Raw genomic sequence first — 19,448 nt, forward strand, 5'->3', positions numbered from 1 at the left:
ACCCCCCCCACCCCCCCCCCCACCCACCCCCCCCCCCCCCCCCCCCCCTCCCCCCCCCCCCCCCCCCCCGGGCCGGTCAGCCCCTGGCGCTGCCGTTGAGGGCGGCGAGGGAGGTGTCGGCGAGACCCAGCTCGCCCGCCCTGTCCAGCAGTTGCTGGAGCTGCCCGGGGTTCGCGGCGCCCGACGTCATGAGCTTCGTCAGCAGCGCGGAGACGGTCAGGTCCCGGATGCCGGCCGCGGAGACGGAGCCGAGGGCGCGGCCGAGGTCGTCGGCGAAACTCGCGGACCCGTCCAGCCAGGGCCCGGCGAGCGCCTTGGCGGTGCCGGAGTTCTGGACGAAACCGTCGACGCTTTTCCCGAACGAGATCGCCGAGACGAGCCGGTCGAAGAAGACGGACTCCCCGCCGACGATGTCGATGTCGGCGTTCTCCAGTCCGGTGGCGAGCACCGTGGCCTGCGCCTCGGCGATCTGCCGCTGCGCGTCCAGCCCGGCGAGCCGGATGTCCTTCTCGGCCGCCAGCCGCAGCCGGTACTCCTCGTGGCCGCGGGAGGCGTCGTCCAGGGCGGCCATCGCCGCCGCCTTGTCGGTGAGGCCTGCGGCCTCCGCCTTCAGCTTCTCGCCGATGCCCTCGGCCTCGGCGAGCACCTTGGCGCGGGTGCCCTCCGCCTCGGCGAGCGCCTTCGCCCTGGCGCCCTCCGCCTCGGCCCGCAGCCGTGCCTCGGACGCGGCGGCCTCCGCCCGCCCGGCCTTCTCGACGACCTCGGCCTCCCTGTCGCGGACCTGCACGGCGGCCAGTCCCTCCGCGGCCGCCTCGGCCCGGACGCCCTCGGCGAGCCGCAGCCTGGCCTGGGCGTCCAGGTCGGCGGTCTTCAACCGGGCCTCGGCGAGGGTGAGTTCCTGCGCGGCGCGGTGCACGGCGGCCTGCTCACCGGCCTCCGCCGCCTTGATGTCCTTGACCAGCTTCTCCTGCGCCTCGGCCTCGGCGGCGATGACGACGGCCTGCCGCTCCCGCTCGGCCTCCTCGACGGCCCGCAGCCTCTTGATGGCCTCCTCCTGCTCGGCGACCGTGCGGTCCACGGCCACCCGCTCCCGGACGACCTCGGCGATCTCGCGCTTCTCCGCCTCGACCTCCTTGTCGGCGGCGATCCTGGTCAGCTGGGTCTCCCGCTCCCGCGCGATGACCTCGAGGAGGCGGTCCTTCTCGATGCGCTCGTTCTCGACGGCGATGACCCGCTCGCGGTTCTTCGCGGCGACGGCGACCTCGCGGGCCTGGTTCTCGCGCTGGATGCCGAGCAATTCCTCGGTCTTCAGGAAGGCGCCCTGCGACCGCAGCCGCTCCTCCTCCACCACCCGCGCCGTCTCGGCCTCCTCGCGGGCCCGCGAGGTCTCGATCTCACGCCTCTGTTTGATCTCCGCGTCCGTCTGCCGGCGCTCCAGCTCCAGGATGGCCTCGCGGGCGTCGACGTTCTGCCGGGTGATCTCCTTCTCCTCGGTGCGCTGGGCCTCGTTGGTGCGCACGTGCTCCACGGCGGTCAGCTCGGTGATCTTCCGGATGCCCTGGGCGTCCAGGACGTTCGCCGGGTCGAGCTGGGACAGCGGTGTCTGCTCCAGGTAGTCGATCGCCGCGTCCTCCAGGTGGTAGCCGCTGAGGTCGACGCCGATCAACTCGATGATCTTGTAACGGAGTTCCTCGCGCTTGGTGTAGAGGTCGGTGAAGTCGAGCTGCTTGCCGACGGTCTTCAGCGCCTCGGAGAACTTCGCGTGGAACAGTTCCTGGAGCGTCTTCTGGTCGCTGGCTCTCGCGGTACCGACGGCCTGGGCGACCTTGACGACGTCCTGGGCGGTCTTGTTGACCTTCACGAAGAACGAGATCCGGATGTCCGCGCGGATGTTGTCGCGGCAGATCAGCCCGTCCCGGCCGGCCCGGGTGATCTCGATGGCCTTCACCGAGATGTCCATCATCTCGGCCTTGTGCAGCACCGGCAGCACGACCTGCCCGGTGAACGTCACGTCGACCCTGCGCAGCTTGGAGACGATCAGCGCCTTGCCCTGCTCCACCTTGCGGAACAGCAGGGAGACGACGGCGACGGCGAGCAGGCAGACGGCGATGAGCACGCCGATACCCACGGTCATGGGAGTCATGGCATACGTCCTTGAGGCGTAAGGGAGTTCGAACGTTGCGGCGCGGAGCAGAAGGCGGTCGGGACGGGGACCGGGGAAGGGAACCGGGCGGGGCCGTGGCTCAGGCGGCGCGGTCCCACCGCGCACGCGACGGCGCCACGGGTTCGTCCGGGCCGACCGGGCCGACAGGGCCGACATGTTCGGCCGGGAGGAGCCGGTGCACCGGCCGTACGAGCGGGCGGGTGGCGGTCCGGGCGAGCAGCAGTGCTCCCGCGGGGGCGGCCGGACGCAGCGGCCCGGCGACGGGACCCGGAGGCCCGACGGCGGTGAGCACCACCACGGCCGGGACGCTCAGGGGCCGGGCGAGCACCGTCGGCAGGGAGGGGGCGACCGCCATGGGCACCCTGTCCATGCGCCATGCCCGCAGGTCCACGTCCGTGTCAAAACTGCCGGCGCCGGTCGGCCGCGCCAGGGCCAGGAGCCGGACGCACACCACCGCCGCCAGGGCCGTGGCCGGGAGGAAGCCGGGCAGGCCGGGGGCGGCCACCAGAGACGTCCGCATGCCCCGCCCCCCCTCTCGGCCCGCGCCGCTCGTGTCCGCGGGAGCGCGGACCGGATCAGGGGTTCCGGTGCGGGCACCTGCCGGTGTCCGGCACCGGAACCGTCCGCAGTGCTCCCCACGAGCCATGGTCCACGACCGGAGCCGCCCCGCGCATTGCCGGGGTCCGGCAGTGTTCATTAGGGTCTGGGTGCCGGTGACCCGCTAAGAAACCGTCAGCGGCGCGTCAGGATTTCGGGGGAGGACGTGACGGACCGGCACATACCTGAGCGGTACCTCGACGGCTACGACCGCATATTGACCGAGGTCTCCGCCACCGGCCGGCGCCTCACCCGGGACGAGATCGCCTCCCGGCGCGCGCTGGGGGAACAGGCCGCCGAGGCCGGTCACGGACTGCGCGACCTGGTCAGCGCGCACCTCACGGCCGCCCGCACCGCCTGGCCGGCCGCCGCCGGCTCCGCGGACGAGGCGCTCGCCGCCGTCCAGCAGCTCGTCGACGCCTTCGCGGAGGGCTTCGAGCGGGCCCAGCGGCTCGCCGTACGCCAGGAGGAGGCGGCCCGCCGGGAGTTCATCGACGACCTCCTGTACGGCCGCAGCAATCTGGGCCGGCTCTCCGAACGCGCCGAACGCTTCGGCCTGCGGCTGTCCCACGCCCACGCGGTGGCCGTCGCCCAGGGCGCCACCCCCTACGGCGAGGGCGACCCGGTGCCGAGACAGGTGGAACAGGCCGTCATCGCCCGGTTCGGCGACCGCAGTGTCCTGCTCACCACCAAGGACGGCAGGCTGCTGTGCATCGCGCCCGGCCACCAGGCCGACGTCCTCACGCACTTCGCCAAACAGGCCCACGCCGCCACCGACGGCGGCCGGGTCGCCATCGGCCGCCCGCAGCCCGGCCCCGGCGGGGTCGTCCAGTCGTACGAGGAGGCGCTCAACGCACTCGAACTGGCCGCGCGCCTCGGCCTCGACGAACCGGTCCTGCGCGCCGCCGACCTGCTGGTCTATCCCGTCCTCACCCGCGACCGGCAGGCCATGGCCGACCTCGTCCAGGGCACCCTGGGCCCGCTCGTCACGGCCCGTGGCGGCGCCGAACCCCTCCTCGCGACCCTCACCGCCTACTTCGACTCCGGCTGCGTGGCCACCGAGGCGGCCCGCCGTCTGTCCCTGAGCGTGCGCGCCCTGACGTACCGCCTGGAACGCATCCACCAGCTCACCGGGGCGAACCCCGCCGACCCGCTCCACCGGTACATGCTCCAGACGGCGGTCATCGGGGCACGGCTGCTGGACTGGCCCGCGACGGCTCTGTGACGGAGCTGACCAACCTTCGTCGCCTTGGCTGAGAACATACGTTCCCTTGGGGCGATGTTGACCTTGTCGCGCTGTCACCCGAATGGCGGAACATGGCGTGCCACCCGAATGGGTGAAGATCAAGCTGGCTAGTGCCCCGACCGAGGCAATCCGTGAAAGGGGAACCACATGCGTATTCGACGAATCCTCGCCGCCGTCATCGCCACGGCAGCCCTCGCCGGACTCGGCCTCACAGGCGCCGCAGCCGCCTCCGCCGCCCCCCAGGGCGCCCGGTCGTACGTCACCCCTTCCCAGTGCAAGCAGGGCGGCGGAACGCCCGCGATCAACGAGGCGGGCAACTACTGCAAGGGCGGCACGCACGACGGGGAGCAGGTCGACTGAACCCCACAAGGCGCTCGGCCGCCACGCCCCGCGGGCGTGGCGGCCGAGCGCTCCCGCGCGCGGTACGGCCCGGCGTCCGCGTCGGTCAGTCGGTCAGTCGGTCAGTCGGTGCGGAGCGTTCCGGTGTAGACGTCCGTACGGTTCTGTGGTGCGCCGGAGTTGGCCTCGGTGAGCACCGCCCGTACGCCCTTGCCGTCCGCCGCCAGGCCCTGGTAGTCGCCGAGGAAGGAGCCCCCGGCGAACGGCGCCTGCAGCCAGTCGAAGATCCGCGAGATCCGGCGTTCGGTCCGCAGCTTCGGGTCTCCGTGCCGCAGCGTGGCCAGTTGGTAGGCGGTGGGCAGGGTGGTCGTGTCGCCGGGCTCCAGGAAGCGCAGATCGTAGTAGGTGAGCGCGACGGTGCCCCGCTCGTCGACCGCGATCGAGGGTGAGAAGGCCGGAACGCCCTCGGGGCTGATCAGCTCCGGGGCTCCCCAGGTGCGTCCGCCGTCGGTGGACCGCACGAGCTGGACGGAGTCGACCTTCCCACCGGCGAAGTCCGCGCCCTCGTAGGCCATGTACAGCGTGCCCGTCCCGGGGTCGACGGCCGGGCTCGGCAGGGTGGACCCGGCGCGCAGTGGTGTGGCGGGGTCGTTGGGGTCGACCTCCGGTACGGAGGTGTCCCGGGCCACGGTGACCGGGGCGCTCCAGGTCTCTCCGGCGTCGGTCGAGGTGACCATCTCGTAGCGGGCTTCGACGACGGTGGTCAGGTCGTCGGCGTAGGTGATCCGGTCGAAGAAGTCGTACAGCGTGCCGGTGCACCGGTCGGCGACGATCTGGTGGCCGATGGTCTGGGTGTTGGGCACGGTGCTGGTGTCGACGAAGCGCCGGGCCCTGCTCCAGGTGCGGCCGCCGTCCCGGGTGAGGGAGAGGTAGCCGGGACCGTCGAGGGAGCTGGGGCCGGGCGGGTCGTTGTCCAGGCGGTCCCAGACCTGGTAGGCGGTGCCCTTGCGGATCGGGTCGGCGGTGAGTGAGGGCTTGTCGTTGAAGAACGGCTGCTCGTCCACGTGCGTGGTGGTGAGGTTCTGCCACGTGCGGCCGCCGTCGCGGGACGTGACCGCCAGGAGGGCCGTGCCCGTGCTCTTCGTGAAGTCGACGCCCTCCCCGCCGGCGTAGACCGTGCCGTCCGGTCCGGTGCTCACCCACGGGTCGGTGGCCCGTTCGTAGTCCGCGCCGCCGGGGGCGCACAGGCTGAACGGCAGCGTGCTCGGGTGGAAGGTGCGGCCGTCCGTGGACCAGCCTGCCGCCAGGCCACGGGCGCCGCCGTCGTTCCAGCGGTCCTGCTGGAACACGGTGACCACGTGGCGGGGGTCGCGCGGATCGACGGACAGGTACGGCTCGACCTCGGTGCCCGGGTAGACGACGCTGTCGGGGGACCTCGCTCCGATGGTGCACCGCGCGTACGGGTCGCCCTGGGACACCTTGACCAGTGGTGTGCCGTCGGGGTCCCGGACGGCCGCCGCGGGAGTCGCGCCGGTGGCCGTGCCGAGCAGGAGTGCGGCGGCGGTGACGGCTGTCAGGGGCAGGAAGACGCGCATGCGGGATCTCCTCCGGGCCTGTCGGCCGGCGTACGGGACCGCCGTCGTCGGGGCGGCCGGGGGCGCGGAGGCATACCGGAACGCGCAGGTGGGGCGGACTCCGCCCGGTCCTCATCGGCGTTGCGGCCGGTGCCCTTGATGGACCGAACGGCGGAGTCGTCCCCGGGGACGCAGAGGAGCACAGCCCGAGGAGCCGGCCGGCGGGTGCAGCGTGCCGGCCGGCTCCTCGGGCTGTGCTGTTACGGCGCCGTCTCCTCGGGGGTCACGGAGAGGGCCGGGTGCCGGTCGTCGAGGCCGGCGGGGCTGCTCGTCCCGTGCGTCTGTTCAGGACGGCGGCGGCGAGCGCGCGCTCAAGGGGCGGTCCACCCGGCGGTGGACCGGTTGCCCAGGCGTGCGGCGACGCGACGGGTCAGGTGATCGCCTGCGTGGTCCCGTCAGGCAGCTGACAGGCGTAGCCGGCGTACGCGCGTGCAACGACCTGTCCGCCCGCGGCCGTGCAGTCGTCCCTGGAGATGTTCGGGGACGAGGCGGCCCCGGCGCCGACGGCGCTCACGCCGACAAGGGTTGCCGCGGCCAGGACGAGGCCCAGGATCCTCCGCATGCGCATGGCTTCCTCCTCCTCTCAGGCGCCTTCGTTCGCCCTGCGGGAAGGACAAGTCCCAGGACGACGGCGCCCTCTCCCCCAGCATGGGCGCTCCGCACGGGGCCCGCGAGGCGGGCCGGAGGCCGGCGGGCGGTTGTCGTGCGCGGTCGTCTAACGCGGTTCGTGGGCCGCCGCCCGGCAGGCACCGGTCGCGGCGCCGCCCGCCACTCCGGCCCCGGTCAGCCCGGTCACGCAGCTCTGCAGGTCTCCGACGACGCCCCGGCCGCAGGCCGCCGTGACGGCGTCGGAAGCGGTGGCGCCCGCCAGTTCGGCCATCTTCGTGCAGGCGGGGATGTCGGCGCGGGCCGCGGGAGCGGCGAGGACCGCACCTCCGAGGGCGAGGGTCAGGCCCGTGAGGGCACCGGCGATACGGGTCGACGTGCGCATGGGATGCACCTGCCTTCCGGTTCGGTCGCGCGGTCCCGGTTTTGGCGGGCCGACTGTGCCCGGGGCCGACCGGCACGCACTCGGACCTGCGCTCGCGGGCCCCGCACTCTCCACTCTCCAGCGTCGCATCCTCTCCGCCGCCCGTCCTGGGTATCCGAGGGGCGGCCGCACCGGGTGATCGCGGGTGCGCGCAGCGCGCGGCAGCGTTCGGGGCTGTGCGGCAGGGCGGCGGAGCGGTGGCCGAGGGGGCACCGTCGAGCCCTGCGCGCCCAGACGTCCTACTTGCTGACGGCGAAACGCATCAGGGCGTGTTCGTCCCCCTGCTTGATCTTTCCCGTCACGTTGATCACCTCGAGTTTCCAACTGCTGCCGACCCGCAGTGCCTTGGCCACGGCGCACCCGTTGTCCTGGGTGAGCAGGCTCGGCCAGATGTCGGCGACCTGCTGGGAGCTGCCACCGGTCGCGTCGTAGACCTTGAAGCTGATGTTGCGCGCCTTCTGGAAGGAACTGCCCTTCTTGTAGGCGGCGGCCACGAACACGATCGACGTGATGTTGGGCGGGATCCGGGCGAACTCGACGGTCACCGTCTCGTCGTCGCCGTCCCCGCGTCCGGTCTGGTTGTCGCCGCTGTGGACCAGCGAGCCGTTGCCCATGGGGTCGAGCGAGTCGAGCCCCGCCAGGCGCACCGGGTCACCGCCCTGCATGGCGATGGCGATCAGATCAAGGTCGGTGCCGCTCTGGCGGCGCAGCTTGCCCAGTACGCCGCCACTGCTGCCGGCGGTGGGGTCCCATGAGACGCCGATGGACAGGTGGGTCACCCCGTCCAGGTCGGCCGGGCCGTCTTCCTTGGTGAGTGTGATCATGTGACTCATTCTCGTGGCAAAAGGACTTCAACACGCAGAGTGTGCCCGGCACCTTCGCGGTTCCGCATGAGGGGCCGTGAGCGCGCTTTGAACACAGTCACACCCATATTGCCGCCGGCGCGGTGCGGCCGGACAGCGGAACCAGCAAGGGAGGCCGCGGCACGCCGGTAGAGTGAGGAAGCTGCGGCATCCCACCAACACCCGTTGCCCTAGAGGGACATGGCCGACAGCGGTCGAGTCGTCTCGCGGTGTGAGGGTGAAGCAACAGGTGCTGATAGCGGGCCGGTACCGGCTGGAGACCGCCATCGGGCGAGGCGCGATGGGAGAGGTCTGGCGGGCGTACGACGAGATGCTCGGCAGACCGGTGGCGGTCAAGCTCCTGCTCGCCCAGAACACCGACCCCACCGCCGCCGCCCGCTTCCGCCTGGAGGCCCAGACCGCGGGCCGGCTCCGGCACCCGCATGTGGTCGGCGTCGTCGACTTCGGCGAGCAGGACGGCCGTCTGTTCCTGGTGATGGAGCTGGTCGAGGGCGACAGTCTGCAACGCGTGCTCGCGCAGGCCGGCTCCCTGCCGGCCGAGGAGGTCGCCCGTATCGCCGCCCAGGCGGCCGCCGGGCTGGCCGTCGCCCACGAACAGGGCATCGTGCACCGGGACATCAAACCCGGCAACCTTCTGCTCGACGCCGTCGGATCTGTGAAGATCGGCGACTTCGGCATCGCCCGCTTCATGGACGACCCGGCCGGCGGGCTCACCGCGACCGGTCAGATCGTCGGGACCAGCCTGTACATCGCCCCCGAGCGCGCCCTGGGCCGACCCGCCGGACCACCGTCCGACGTCTACTCGCTGGGCTGCGTGCTCTACCAACTGCTCACCGGACGGGTGCCGTTCCAGGCCGAGAGCGCCATCGCCGTCCTCCACCACCACCTCGACACGCCCCCCGTGCCGCCGCGCGAGAGGGGCGTCGCGCTGCCGCCCGCCTTCGAGAACTACCTGCTCGGTCTCCTCGCCAAGCGGCCCGAGGACCGTCCCACGGCGCACCGGACGGCCGAATGGTTCGCCGCGGGCTCCTGGAGAGGACGCCCCGAACCCCTCCCGGCGGCCGCACCGCGCCGCGAACCGGAGCCACGTCCGAGCAGTCCTGCGGCGCTCCCCGGCACCTGGTCCCGGACCGACATACGCCCCGGCTCCGTCACCACCTATGCCTTCCCGTCCGCCGCGGGCGCCGCTCCGGCCCACCGGACCCGGCGCCGTCAGCGGACAGGCGGCGGCGCCCTCTCCAGCCGCCGGTCGAGGGCGCTGAGCGCCCTCGCCGCCGTGGTGATCTTCGTCGGGGCCCTGCTGCTCGGCATCGCATGGTTCTCCCCCGACCAGAGCTCGGCCGACACCCCACCGGCGGACCGGACGCACGGCACGAGCCCGGCCCCGGAGCCCCGCACCGGCAAGAGCGACGGCCCGGGCAGCCGGCCGGACACCCCGAAGGGGAAGAACGAGCAAGGCGACGGCAAGGACTGAACCCGCGTCACCGCAGGCGTCGAGAGCCTTCACCACCGCCACGGCGGCCCGGCAGCGGCGCGCAGGCGGCCGGGCCGTCTCAGGCCGCCGCGACGACAGCCGGCTCCGGCCGGCGCGCGCGGACCCGGCCGCGTCGCAGCAGGGGCCGTTCGATGAGGGCGTACGAGGCGAGGGCCGCGAGGAGCGTCACCGTGAGGCCCGCGAAGAGCAGCCGGCCGCCGCGCACACCGAGGTCGGAGAGCAGCCGGACGAGGGGGTAGTGCCACAGGTACATCCCGTAGCTGAGGTTGCGCCCGACCCAGGCCGGCACCGCCAGCGACAGCAGCCGGGAGGGCCATGACCGCGGGCACAGTTCCAGCGCGGCCACCACGCAGGCCGACAGCACGGCGGCGGCCAGGAAGCCGGCCGTGTACCAGAGGGGGTTCCATCCGCTCGGCCCGGTGATCGGGATCTGCCAGACGATCAGCGCCAGCAGCGCGAGCGCGGGCCAGCACAGCCGTCCCGCCCACCGGCGCAGCACCGCCAGGCGCGGGTCGTCGGCACGCAGCCGGGCCAGCACGAGGGCCAGCAGGGCACCGACGAGCAGTTGGTCGGCGCGGGTGTCGGGCCCGTTGTAGATGCGGTGCGCCGCCGTGGGATCCCAGAGCACCGTCCGCCAGATCACCGGCAGGACGCAGAGCACCGCCACCCAGCACAGCACCACCCGGGCGCGCCCGCGCCGCAGCAGAACCAGCAGCAGCAGCGGCCAGGCCAGGTAGAACTGCTCCTCCACTCCCAGGGACCAGGTGTGGCCGAACGGTGCGGTGAGACCCGAGTACGCCCCGGGCTCGCCGGCCCGTACGAGATTGACCGCCGACCCCGCGGCGAGCGCGACCGCCACCCACACCCCGCGGAACAACGGCTGTGCGAAGGCCACGGCCAGCACGGCGGTGACCGCGCACATCACCAGCAGGGCCGGCATCAGGCGCAGCCACCGCCGCCGGTAGAACGACCACAGCCCGATGCGGCCGGTACGGGCGTACTCCGCGACCAGCAGCCGGGTGATGACGAAACCGCTGATCGTGAAGAACACGTCCACGCCCACCGAGCCGCCGGGCAACGGGTCGGGCAGCACGTGGTACACGATCACCAGCACCACCGCGACGGTCCGCAGTCCGTCCAGGCCCGCCACCCGCCCACCACCACCGTGCAGCGCCGACGAGAAGCCCCGCCCGCCCTGGACCGGCTCCGTGGCCTCGGTGGTCGTGCTCCGACAGAGAGTGCTCATGACGGCTGCGTCTGCCCGCGCGCCGCCGAATCACACGGATCCGGCCCGCCCCTCCCCGGTCGCGTGACGCACCCCACGTCGAGCAACCCGCGTACCGCAGCGCGGGTGAAGACCCGGTCATCGCCGTGGGCAGCACCGCCGGCGCCTGCGTGAAGTCCGGCGAGGCGGCGCCGAAGGGACACCTGCGCCACCCCGCGGGGAAGGTGCCGCAGCACGTCGCGGGATGGCGTGCGCCACAGACGGACATGACCGCGGTGAACGCGGGAAGACGTGCTGGGCGCAGGGGTCAGGTCGGATCAGGAGCGGGGTACATGAACGAGAATTCCGGTGCGCCCGGGCCGCGTCCGGGAGAAGGCGGGCCCCAGGACGCCGAGCAGCAGGCGATCGACGCGCGGAACAGGAAGCTGGCGCGTGCCGGTGTCGCGCGGGCCGAGCGGCTCCTCGTCTCCTCGTACCGGCTCTCCTCGGAGCAGGAGGCGTTCGACCTGCTGCGCAGCGCCTCCCAGCGGTTCAACGTCAAGCTGCACACCCTCGCCGAGACGGCCGTGCACCTGCCCGCCCCCCGGCCCGGCGACCCCAGCTGGGTCCCGGGCAGGCCGCGCCCGGCCGCTCCGCCGCTGCCCGTCCTGCGCGCCGACGGGCGGCGGCTGGCCGACGACGGTGCCGTCCTCAAGACCGCCCTGCAGCGCACCCTGCACATCACCGGTGCCGAGATGGGCAACGTGCAGCTGGTGCAGAACGGCATGCTCCGCATGGAGCACCACACCGGGCTGAACGGGCTCTTCACCGACTACTTCACCTTCGTCGACGCCTCCACCACCTCCTGCGCGCAGGCCGCGGAGCAGAGCCGGCAGGTCACCGTCGAGGACGTCGCCGCCTCCGACGCCTTCGACGAGGACTCCCGCCGGGCGATCCTGCAGACAGGCAGCCGCGCCTGCCACAGCGCCCCGCTGCTCAGCCCGAGAGGCACCGTCATCGGCATGATCTCCTCCCACCACGACCGGCCCCTGCAGCCCCTCACCGCCGCCCGGTCGGCGGCGCTCGACCAGCTCGGCAGGCAGGTCGGCCGCTGGCTGGTCTGGCACCGCAACACCACGGTGATCTCCGCCCTGAACCACCTCCACACCACCGCCACCCGCTGACGCCCGACGGCGCCCATCGACCCACCGGCGCCGACCGCTGATCTGCGCGACAGGGGCCCTCGGAATAGCCTGAGGAGGAGAGCGGTACCGGACAGAACGGGCCCTCCAGCGGCGTTCCCTTCGCGGAAGGGGAGGTGGAGCCATGCCCTGGAACCTGAACGGCACCTACCTGGAGAGTTGCAACTGCGACGTGGTCTGCCCCTGCACCACCTCGGGTCTGACCGCGCCGGCCGACCACGAGCGCTGCCAGGTGACCTTCGCGTTCCACGTGGACAGCGGGAACGTGGACGGCGTGGACGTCTCCGACCGCAACGTCGCCGTCTTCGTCGACGCCCCCCGGGTGATGGCCGACGGCGGCTGGAAGGTGGCCGTGTATCTCGACGCCTCGGCCGACGACAGCCAGGCGGAGGCCCTGGGCAGGGTCTTCTGCGGTGAGGCCGGCGGGCCGATGGCGGCGCTCACGCCGCTCATCGGCAAGGTGCTCGGCGTGGAGCGGGTTCCCATCGAGTACCGCGACGACGGCCGCCACCACGCCGCACGGGTGGGCGACGTCATCGACGTCGAGATCGAGGACCAGGTCGCCCCGCAGTTCGGCGCGGACGGCCCGGTCATGCACCTGACCGGCATGTTCCACCCCGCGAACAGCACGCTGGCCATCGCGCGCTCCTCGCGGGCGAGGGGCGGTGGCGTGTACGGCCGGTCCTGGGACTTCTCGGGTGGCAACGGGCACTCGGCGCCCTTCGCGTGGTCCGCGTGACCGGTCGGCCGGTCACCGTCCGCGGCGGGGCGGCCCCCGCCGGACTCCTGCTGGCCGTGGCGGCCGCCGCCTGGGTCTGGATGCTGACGCGCTGGAGCGGCATGCCGGCGATGCCGGGCACGATGGGCCTGGGCCTGGCCGCCTTCCTGGCCGTGTGGACCCTGATGACGGCCGCGATGATGCTGCCCGGCACGGCGCCCGTCGCCGCGCTGTACACGCGCACCATCACCGCGCACCGGATGCCGCGGATGATCGTTTTCACGGCCGCCTACCTGCTCGTCTGGGCCGCGGCCGGCCTGCCGGCGTACGCCCTGGCCGCGGGCCTGGGCCGGGCGGGAGGCCTGCCCGCCGCGACGGGTACCGCGGTCGCCGCGGCCGTCTTCTTCGTCGGCGGCGTCTACCAGCTCACCCCCCTCAAGGACCGCTGCCTGGCGAAGTGCCGCTCGCCGGTCGGGCAACTGCTGCGCTACGCCTCGTACCCCAGGCGCTCCCGTGATCTGCGTGCCGGAGTCCACCACGGAGGCTTCTGCCTGGGCTGCTGCTGGTCGCTGATGGTGCTGCTGGCGGCGTTCGGGGTGATGAACCTGTGGGCCATGGTGGTCCTGACCGCCGTGATCACGGCCGAGAAGCTGGCTCCGGCCGGCCACCTGATCGCCCGTCTCGTGGGGATCGCCTCGATGGTCCTGGCCGTCGCCGTCTTCTGGTTCCCGGAGCTGGCTCCCGGGCTCACCGGCGGTGGCATGGCAGGCATGTGAGGACCGTGCGGAAAGGTCCGTACCGGATGCGTCAAGGGTTGTAGGGGCGGTCCGGGTCCGGGCGGCCGGCGTGGTCGGGAACCGAATGCGAAGGACGGCGGGTGCGCGGCACCGGGGCCGGGATCAGCGGTGTGGGGTCCACGGGGCGGCAACACGATTGATTTCGGCTTCAGTTGTTGACGGCGGGCAGGTGCGGGTCTACAACCCGAGGGAGCGCTCTCACATCTGCCGTTGCTCCATCCCCCCGCACGCCGAACCGGCCTGAGGAGACTTCGCATGCAGAGTTCCGCCGGCGCACCCACCCGCAGACCACCGGCCGTCGCCTTACGCCCACGCCTGGCTCTGGGCCTTGTCGTCACGCTGATCGCCGCCTTCCTCGCGGTCCTCGCCCCCTCGCCCGCGCACGCGGCCGACCAGTTGCTGTCCCAGGGCAGGCCGGCCACCGCCTCCTCGACCGAGAACGCGTCCTTCCCCGCGAGCGCGGCGGTCGACGGCAACACCGGCACCCGCTGGTCCTCGGCCTTCGCCGACCCCCAGTGGCTCCAGGTCGACCTCGGCTCCGTCCAGCAGCTCAGCAGCGTCACCCTGAACTGGGAGGCCGCCTACGCGAAGGCCTTCCAGATCCAGACCTCCACCGACGCCACCACCTGGACCACCGTCTACTCGACCAGCACCGCCACCGGCGGCACCCAGAACCTGGCCGTCACCGGCAGCGGCCGCTACGTCCGCCTCTACGGCACCGTGCGGGGCACCCCGTACGGCTACTCCCTGTGGGAGTTCCAGGTCTACGGCCCCGGGTCCACCACCCCGCCGGACGACTTCTGGGGCAGCACCAGCGACATCCCCGCGGCGAACAACGCCGTCGAGGTGAAGATCCTCAACCGCACCAACGGCAAGTACCCCGACAGCCAGGTGTACTGGAGCTTCAACGGCCAGACGCACTCCATCGCCGAGCAGCCCTACCTCGACATGCCGGCCAACTCCGCGGGCCGCATGTACTTCTACCTGGGCTCGCCCACCAGTTCCTACTACGACTTCATCGAGTTCACGGTCGGCAACAACGTCTTCAACGGCAACACCACCCGCGTCGACGCCTTCGGCCTGAAGCTGGCCATGCGGCTGCACAGCAAGGACGGTTACGACGTCGAGGTGGGCGAGAACCGGCAGACCTTCGCCGAGGACCGCGCCACCACGTTCCAGCGGTTCATCGACGCCGTGCCGTCCCAGTTCGACGTGCTGGCCCAGACCCAGGCCCCGTACCGGATCATCGCGCCGGGCAGCGACCCGAGCTTCCGCGCGGGCGGCGCCAACGCGAACTACTTCACCTCGTACGCCCAGTCGGTGGGCGTGACCGCGGCCACCTCCGACATCTTCGGCTGCGCGGCGTCCCTGGCCTCCGACCCGAACACGTGCGCCGCCCTCAACCGGCACGTCGCCACCCTGCCGGCCTCCCAGCAGTCCGACCCGGCCCAGTTCTACACGGCGGCACCGGCCAACTACTACGCCAAGTTCTGGCACGACAACGCCATCAACCACCTCGCCTACGGCTTCCCCTACGACGACGTGGCGGGCCAGTCCTCCTTCATCTCGCACGCCAACCCCCAGTGGCTGCTGGTGGCGGTCGGCTGGTAGCCGGTCCGACCAGTGCCGCAGAGCAGAGCTGTGGCCCGGGGCAGCCGTCCCGGGCCACAGCTCTGGCCATGGCCTGAACTCGGCGGCTTTGGCCAGAACCAGTACCGTTTCCCCTGCGTCGTACGGCATGTGTGCCGATGGCCTGACCTGTGGGGGGACCACATGAGCGCCGAGATCTACTTCAGCAACAACTACCGGGACCTGTGCGAGCGGAACGGGACCGGCGCCGGCTTCCAGTTCGAGTTCTCCTGCTCGCGCTGTTACGACACCTGGCGCTCACCGTTCGAGCCGTACGCCGGGGAACGGGCCGCCACCTGGCTGCGCAAGGGAGTCGACGTGGCCTGGGGCATGCTGGGACGCACCGGCACCGGCCTGACGTCGGCGGCCGACGGGCTGGCGGGGGCCGGCTACGGACGCTCCCGCGACGAGGCGTTCCAGCGGGCGATCGACAACGCGCAGGGCCACTTCAACCGCTGCGCCCGCTGCACCGACTACGTGTGCGGCCGCTGCTGGAACGCGGCCCAGGGCCTGTGCCTGCGCTGCGCCCCGGACACGGCCGCCGAGGCGATGGCGGCCCAGCAGCGCGGCCTCAACGACATGGCCTCGCAGCGCGCGTACGCGGCCGGACAGCAGGCCGGGCAGGGCTACGACCCCAGCACGCAACGCCAGTTGGTCTGCCCGCAGTGCCGCACCGAGACGCACGGCGCCGCCTTCTGCTCGGGCTGCGGCTACCGGCTGGCGCAGTCCGAGCGGTGCTCGTCCTGTTCCGCGGTGGTGCCGGACGGGGCGGCCTTCTGCCCGGGGTGCGGCTCACGCAGGTAGCGCACCACGCCGTGCCGTGGCACCACTGGCCCCATACCCTCTGGGGGTATATAAACGGATGGTCGTGATCGGCTGCGAAGGGCGGACACCATGCATGCGGTGGGGCACGCGCTCTCCATCGCCGGGTCGATGACCTGGGAGATCACCTGGGCACTGATCCTCGGTTTCACGCTCTCCGCGGTGGTGCAGGCGGTGGTGCGCCGGGAGACGGTGGTACGGATACTCGGGGACGACCGGCCCCGTACGCTCGCGCTCGCCGCGGGATTCGGCGCCGCCTCCTCGTCCTGCTCCTACGCCGCCGTCGCGCTCGCCCGCTCGCTGTTCCGCAAGGGCGCGAACTTCACCGCGGCCATGGCCTTCGAGATCGCCTCCACCAACCTCGTGATCGAACTGGGCGTGATCCTGGCCCTGCTGATGGGGTGGCAGTTCACCGCGGCGGAGTTCGTCGGCGGCCCGGTCATGATCGTCGTCGTCGCCGTGCTCTTCCGCGTGCTGCTGCGCGAGCGGCTGCTGCGCCAGGCGCGGGAGCAGGCCGAGCGCGGCCTGGCGGGCTCGATGGAGGGGCACGCGGCGATGGACATGTCCGTGGGCGGCGAGGGCGGTTTCGTCCGGCGGCTGCTGTCCCGGGACGGGTTCACGTCCGTCTCGCACATCTTCGTCATGGAGTGGGCGGCGATCCTGCGCGACCTCGTGGCGGGGCTGCTGATCGCCGGGGCGATCGCCGCCTGGGTGCCGGACGACTTCTGGCAGGGCTTCTTCCTGGCCGGCCATCCGCTCGCGGCGAAGCTGACCGGGCCGCTGATCGGTCCTGTGGTGGCCATCGTGTCGTTCGTCTGCTCCATCGGCAACGTGCCGCTGGCCGTGGTGCTCTGGAAGGGCGGCATCAGTTTCGGCGGCGTCATCGCCTTCATCTACGCCGACCTGCTGATCCTCCCGATCCTCAACATCTACCGGAAGTACTACGGCGCCCGCACCGCCGCCTTCCTGCTGGGCACCTTCTGCGCCTCGATCGTGGTGGCCGGCTACGTCGTGGAGTTCGTCTTCGGGGGCCTCGGGCTGGTCCCCGACCAGGCCGACGCGAAGATCCCCGACGAAGGGATCAGCTGGAACTACACCACATACCTCAACATCGCCTTCCTGCTGCTGGCCGCCGCGCTGGTCGTACGGTTCCTGCGCACCGGCGGCCGGGCGATGCTGCGGATGATGGGCGGTTCGCCGGACGGACACGGCGGGCAGCATCAGGAGGGGCACGGGCATCCGCACGGCGAGCACCATCCGTGACCGTGGAGAACGCAACCGTGGAGAACGCGGTCTTGGAGAACGCGATCGTGGACAACGCAACCGTGGACAACGCGACCGTGGAGAACGCGACCGTGGAGAAGGAGATCACGTGGACCCCAGCCACGACCTCGCGGTCGCGCCCGCCGTGCGTGCCGTCTACGGGCCGCAGGACCTCAGCTCCGCACCGGCGTTCGCGGGCGGGTTCATCAACTTCGGCCACTGGGCCGGGATCCCGCTTGACCGGCCGCTGACCGCCGAGGACCGGGTCCGCAGCCAGCGCGACCTCTACCGGCTCGTGTTCGGCGCCCTCGACGGGGCGGACACCCGTGCCGTCGAGGTCGGCTGCGGGCTGGGGGTAGGCGCCGCGCTCGCGCTGGAGGAGTTCGGCTTCGCCGCCGTGACCGGCCTCGACATCCACCCCGAGCAACTGGCCCGGGCCCGCCGGGCCAACGCAGGCCTGCTCGCCCGGGCGCCGGAGCGGCTCGGTTTCGCGCACGGGGCGGCGGAGCGGATGCCGTTCGAGGACGGCCGCTTCGACCGGCTGTACTCGGTGGAGGCCGCCCAGCACTTCCGCGACCTGGCTGCGTTCGCCCGGGAGGCCGCGCGCGTGCTGCGGCCCGGCGGGCGGCTGGCCGTCACCAGTTTCTTCCTGCCGGCCGGCGCCGAGGACGCGGGCGGCGAACTGGCCGCGCGGCTGGAGAGCTTCGCGTCCGGTCTCGACGTGGCCCACCCCCTCACGTCCCTCCTCGACGCCCTCGGCGGCGCGGGCCTGACCGGCGTACGGGCCGAGTCGATCGGCGACCAGGTCTGGCCGGGCCTGGACCGGTTCCTCGCCGGCGTGGAGCTGCCCGTGCAGTGGCCGCGCAACTTCCTGCCTGCCTACCGCGACGGCCTGCTGGACTACTACGTCGTCACGGCGGACCGCCCGCCGGCCGGTGCCTGACCGTACCGGCGGCCCCCGCAGGCGCTGCGCCCGCTCGGGTGGCTCTGCGGTGCGTGCCGCGTGGCTGTCCGGCCGTGACCGGGCCGACTTGATGATCATCGGTCCGTGACGACCTACGACGGCGCTCGCACCGCCGGCCACCCACGCCGCACGGCGCCCGCCGTCGCAGCCGCCGCCCCGCACCGGAGCCTCGCCCGCACCCCCGCCCGCGCGCTCGCGGCGGCCCTGCTCCTGCTCTGCTGCTCCCTGCTGGCCTGCCTGCCGGCCGCACCCTCCGCGGCCGCGCTCCCCCGCCCCGGAGCCGTCCCACGCCCGCCGACGGATGCCGAGGCCCGCACAAACGCCTACCTGGCATCGCTGCGGACGGCGGGCCAGGACCGCTCCCGGGCCCTGCGCAGGTTCTTCCTGAAGCTGCCCAAGGGCGGCGACCTGCACAACCACCTCTTCGGCGCGGTCAGGACCGAGTACCTGATCGCGCTCGCCGCCGGGGACGGCCTGTGCGTCGTCACGGCGACGCTGACCGCCGTCGTACCGCCCTGCGGCCCCGGCACCCGGCCCGCGGCCGACGCCCGCGCGGACCGTGACTTCCGCGAGGCGATCCTGCGGGCCTGGTCCATGGACGACTTCCCGCCGGACCGGAGCGGCCACGACCACTTCTTCGCCACGTTCGACAAGTTCGGGCTGGTGCCCGCGCTGCACCCGGACAAGGTGCTCGCCGAGGTCGCCGACTCGGTGGCGGCGCAGCACCAGTTCTATCTGGAGACCATGGTCAACCCGGCCTCCGACCGCGCCGAGCAGCTGGCCGACGAGGTCGGCTGGGACCCCGACCTCCCCGAGATGTACGCGCGGCTGGCGGCGGGCGGCCGGCTCGACCAGGTGGCCGCCGAGGCCCGCCGGGCGACGGACGACGCGGAGGCCGGGTTCCGGACCGAGGCCCGCTGCGGCACCGACCGGCCCCGCCCCGGCTGCCGGCTCACCGTGCGCTACGTCTACCAGGCCTTCCGCGGCGAGTCCCGCGAACGCGTCTTCACCGAGCTGGCCCTCGGCATGCGGCTCGCCGAGACCGACCCCCGCTTCCTCGCCGTCAACCTCGTCCAGCCCGAGGACGGGTCCGTCGCCCTCGCCGACTACACCGTGCAGATGCGCATGGTGCGGTTCCTGCACACGGTCTACCCGGGCGCCCATGTCACCCTGCACGCCGGCGAGTTGCGGCCCGGCCTGGTCGATCCCGAGGACCTGCGGTTCCACATCCGGGAGGCCGTGGACATCGCCGGCACCGAGCGCGTCGGCCACGGCGTCGACCTCCGCCACGAGGACGACTGGCAGCGGACGGCCCGCACCATGGCCGCCCGGCAGACCGCCGTCGAGGTGCCCTTCACCAGCAACGCCCAGATCCTCGGCGTGGGGGGGGGGGCGGCGGCCCGCCCAACCCCCCACACGGGACGAGGGACGGCAGCTGTTTCGCTCGACCACACCCACACCCACCAGACCACACACACCAA

18 protein-coding genes are annotated in these 19,448 nt (G+C 72.7%); 11 read left to right on the forward strand and 7 right to left on the reverse strand.

Features of this window, described 5'->3' with window-relative positions; all coding sequences use genetic code 11:
- Positions 1-76: 76 nt before the first annotated feature.
- Complete coding sequence (locus tag ACZ63F_RS25885) at positions 77-2,134, reverse strand: flotillin family protein (RefSeq protein ID WP_469714540.1); 2,058 nt, start codon at positions 2,132-2,134, stop codon at positions 77-79.
- Between the two features lie 109 nt (positions 2,135-2,243).
- Positions 2,244-2,684, reverse strand: a complete 441-nt coding sequence (locus ACZ63F_RS25890) for a hypothetical protein (RefSeq protein WP_469714045.1) — start codon at positions 2,682-2,684, stop codon at positions 2,244-2,246.
- Between the two features lie 243 nt (positions 2,685-2,927).
- Between ACZ63F_RS25890 and ACZ63F_RS25895 the strand changes: the two genes are divergently transcribed.
- Positions 2,928-3,986 (forward strand): PucR family transcriptional regulator, encoded by a 1,059-nt coding sequence (locus ACZ63F_RS25895; RefSeq protein WP_469714047.1) that lies wholly within the window; start codon positions 2,928-2,930, stop codon positions 3,984-3,986.
- 168 nt (positions 3,987-4,154) lie between these two features.
- Entirely contained in the window at positions 4,155-4,367 is a 213-nt protein-coding gene (locus ACZ63F_RS25900) for a hypothetical protein (RefSeq protein WP_469714049.1), read from the forward strand.
- Between the two features lie 101 nt (positions 4,368-4,468).
- Here the strand turns inward: ACZ63F_RS25900 and ACZ63F_RS25905 are convergent, their stop codons facing one another.
- From ACZ63F_RS25905 to ACZ63F_RS25920, 4 genes are all read right to left on the reverse strand, one after another.
- A complete protein-coding gene (locus ACZ63F_RS25905; RefSeq protein ID WP_469714051.1) occupies positions 4,469-5,941 on the reverse strand; it encodes a sialidase family protein in 1,473 nt (490 codons plus the stop codon).
- A gap of 409 nt (positions 5,942-6,350) precedes the next feature.
- Positions 6,351-6,548, reverse strand: a complete 198-nt coding sequence (locus ACZ63F_RS25910; RefSeq protein ID WP_093500201.1) for a hypothetical protein — start codon at positions 6,546-6,548, stop codon at positions 6,351-6,353.
- A gap of 147 nt (positions 6,549-6,695) precedes the next feature.
- Positions 6,696-6,971 (reverse strand): hypothetical protein, encoded by a 276-nt coding sequence (locus ACZ63F_RS25915; protein ID WP_351956449.1) that lies wholly within the window; start codon positions 6,969-6,971, stop codon positions 6,696-6,698.
- Positions 6,972-7,249: 278 nt separating this feature from the next.
- Positions 7,250-7,834, reverse strand: a complete 585-nt coding sequence (locus ACZ63F_RS25920; protein WP_469714054.1) for a TerD family protein — start codon at positions 7,832-7,834, stop codon at positions 7,250-7,252.
- Between the two features lie 268 nt (positions 7,835-8,102).
- Here ACZ63F_RS25920 and ACZ63F_RS25925 point away from each other — a divergent pair, with 268 nt between their 5' ends.
- A complete protein-coding gene (locus ACZ63F_RS25925) occupies positions 8,103-9,347 on the forward strand; it encodes a serine/threonine-protein kinase (RefSeq protein ID WP_469714542.1) in 1,245 nt (414 codons plus the stop codon).
- A gap of 79 nt (positions 9,348-9,426) precedes the next feature.
- On the opposite strand, the gene ACZ63F_RS25930 is transcribed toward ACZ63F_RS25925, so the two are convergent.
- A complete protein-coding gene (locus ACZ63F_RS25930; protein ID WP_469714056.1) occupies positions 9,427-10,614 on the reverse strand; it encodes an acyltransferase family protein in 1,188 nt (395 codons plus the stop codon).
- Between the two features lie 311 nt (positions 10,615-10,925).
- Here ACZ63F_RS25930 and ACZ63F_RS25935 point away from each other — a divergent pair, with 311 nt between their 5' ends.
- The 8 genes from ACZ63F_RS25935 to ACZ63F_RS25970 form a co-directional block, all read left to right on the forward strand.
- Positions 10,926-11,756: an ANTAR domain-containing protein gene (locus ACZ63F_RS25935; protein WP_469714058.1), complete on the forward strand. Its 831-nt coding sequence runs from the start codon at positions 10,926-10,928 to the stop codon at positions 11,754-11,756.
- A gap of 142 nt (positions 11,757-11,898) precedes the next feature.
- The gene (locus ACZ63F_RS25940) at positions 11,899-12,513 is read left to right on the forward strand and encodes a DUF1326 domain-containing protein (RefSeq protein WP_469714060.1); all 615 of its coding nucleotides are present in this window, start codon (positions 11,899-11,901) and stop codon (positions 12,511-12,513) included.
- Positions 12,510-13,268: a DUF2182 domain-containing protein gene (locus ACZ63F_RS25945; RefSeq protein WP_469714062.1), complete on the forward strand. Its 759-nt coding sequence runs from the start codon at positions 12,510-12,512 to the stop codon at positions 13,266-13,268. The genes ACZ63F_RS25940 and ACZ63F_RS25945 overlap by 4 nt, the downstream gene beginning before the upstream one ends.
- Before the next feature lie 276 nt (positions 13,269-13,544).
- The gene (locus ACZ63F_RS25950; RefSeq protein WP_469714064.1) at positions 13,545-14,900 is read left to right on the forward strand and encodes a beta-1,3-glucanase family protein; all 1,356 of its coding nucleotides are present in this window, start codon (positions 13,545-13,547) and stop codon (positions 14,898-14,900) included.
- Between the two features lie 162 nt (positions 14,901-15,062).
- Positions 15,063-15,722, forward strand: a complete 660-nt coding sequence (locus ACZ63F_RS25955) for a zinc ribbon domain-containing protein (protein ID WP_388718581.1) — start codon at positions 15,063-15,065, stop codon at positions 15,720-15,722.
- A 90-nt stretch (positions 15,723-15,812) separates the two neighbouring features.
- Positions 15,813-17,003 (forward strand): permease, encoded by a 1,191-nt coding sequence (locus tag ACZ63F_RS25960; protein WP_469714066.1) that lies wholly within the window; start codon positions 15,813-15,815, stop codon positions 17,001-17,003.
- Between the two features lie 109 nt (positions 17,004-17,112).
- Entirely contained in the window at positions 17,113-17,946 is an 834-nt protein-coding gene (locus ACZ63F_RS25965; protein ID WP_469714067.1) for a class I SAM-dependent methyltransferase, read from the forward strand.
- Positions 17,947-18,171: 225 nt separating this feature from the next.
- The coding region (locus ACZ63F_RS25970) for an adenosine deaminase (protein WP_469714544.1) at positions 18,172-19,448 on the forward strand (1,277 nt) is incomplete at its 3' end.

The organism is Streptomyces sp. NPDC104761 (assembly GCF_055583445.1).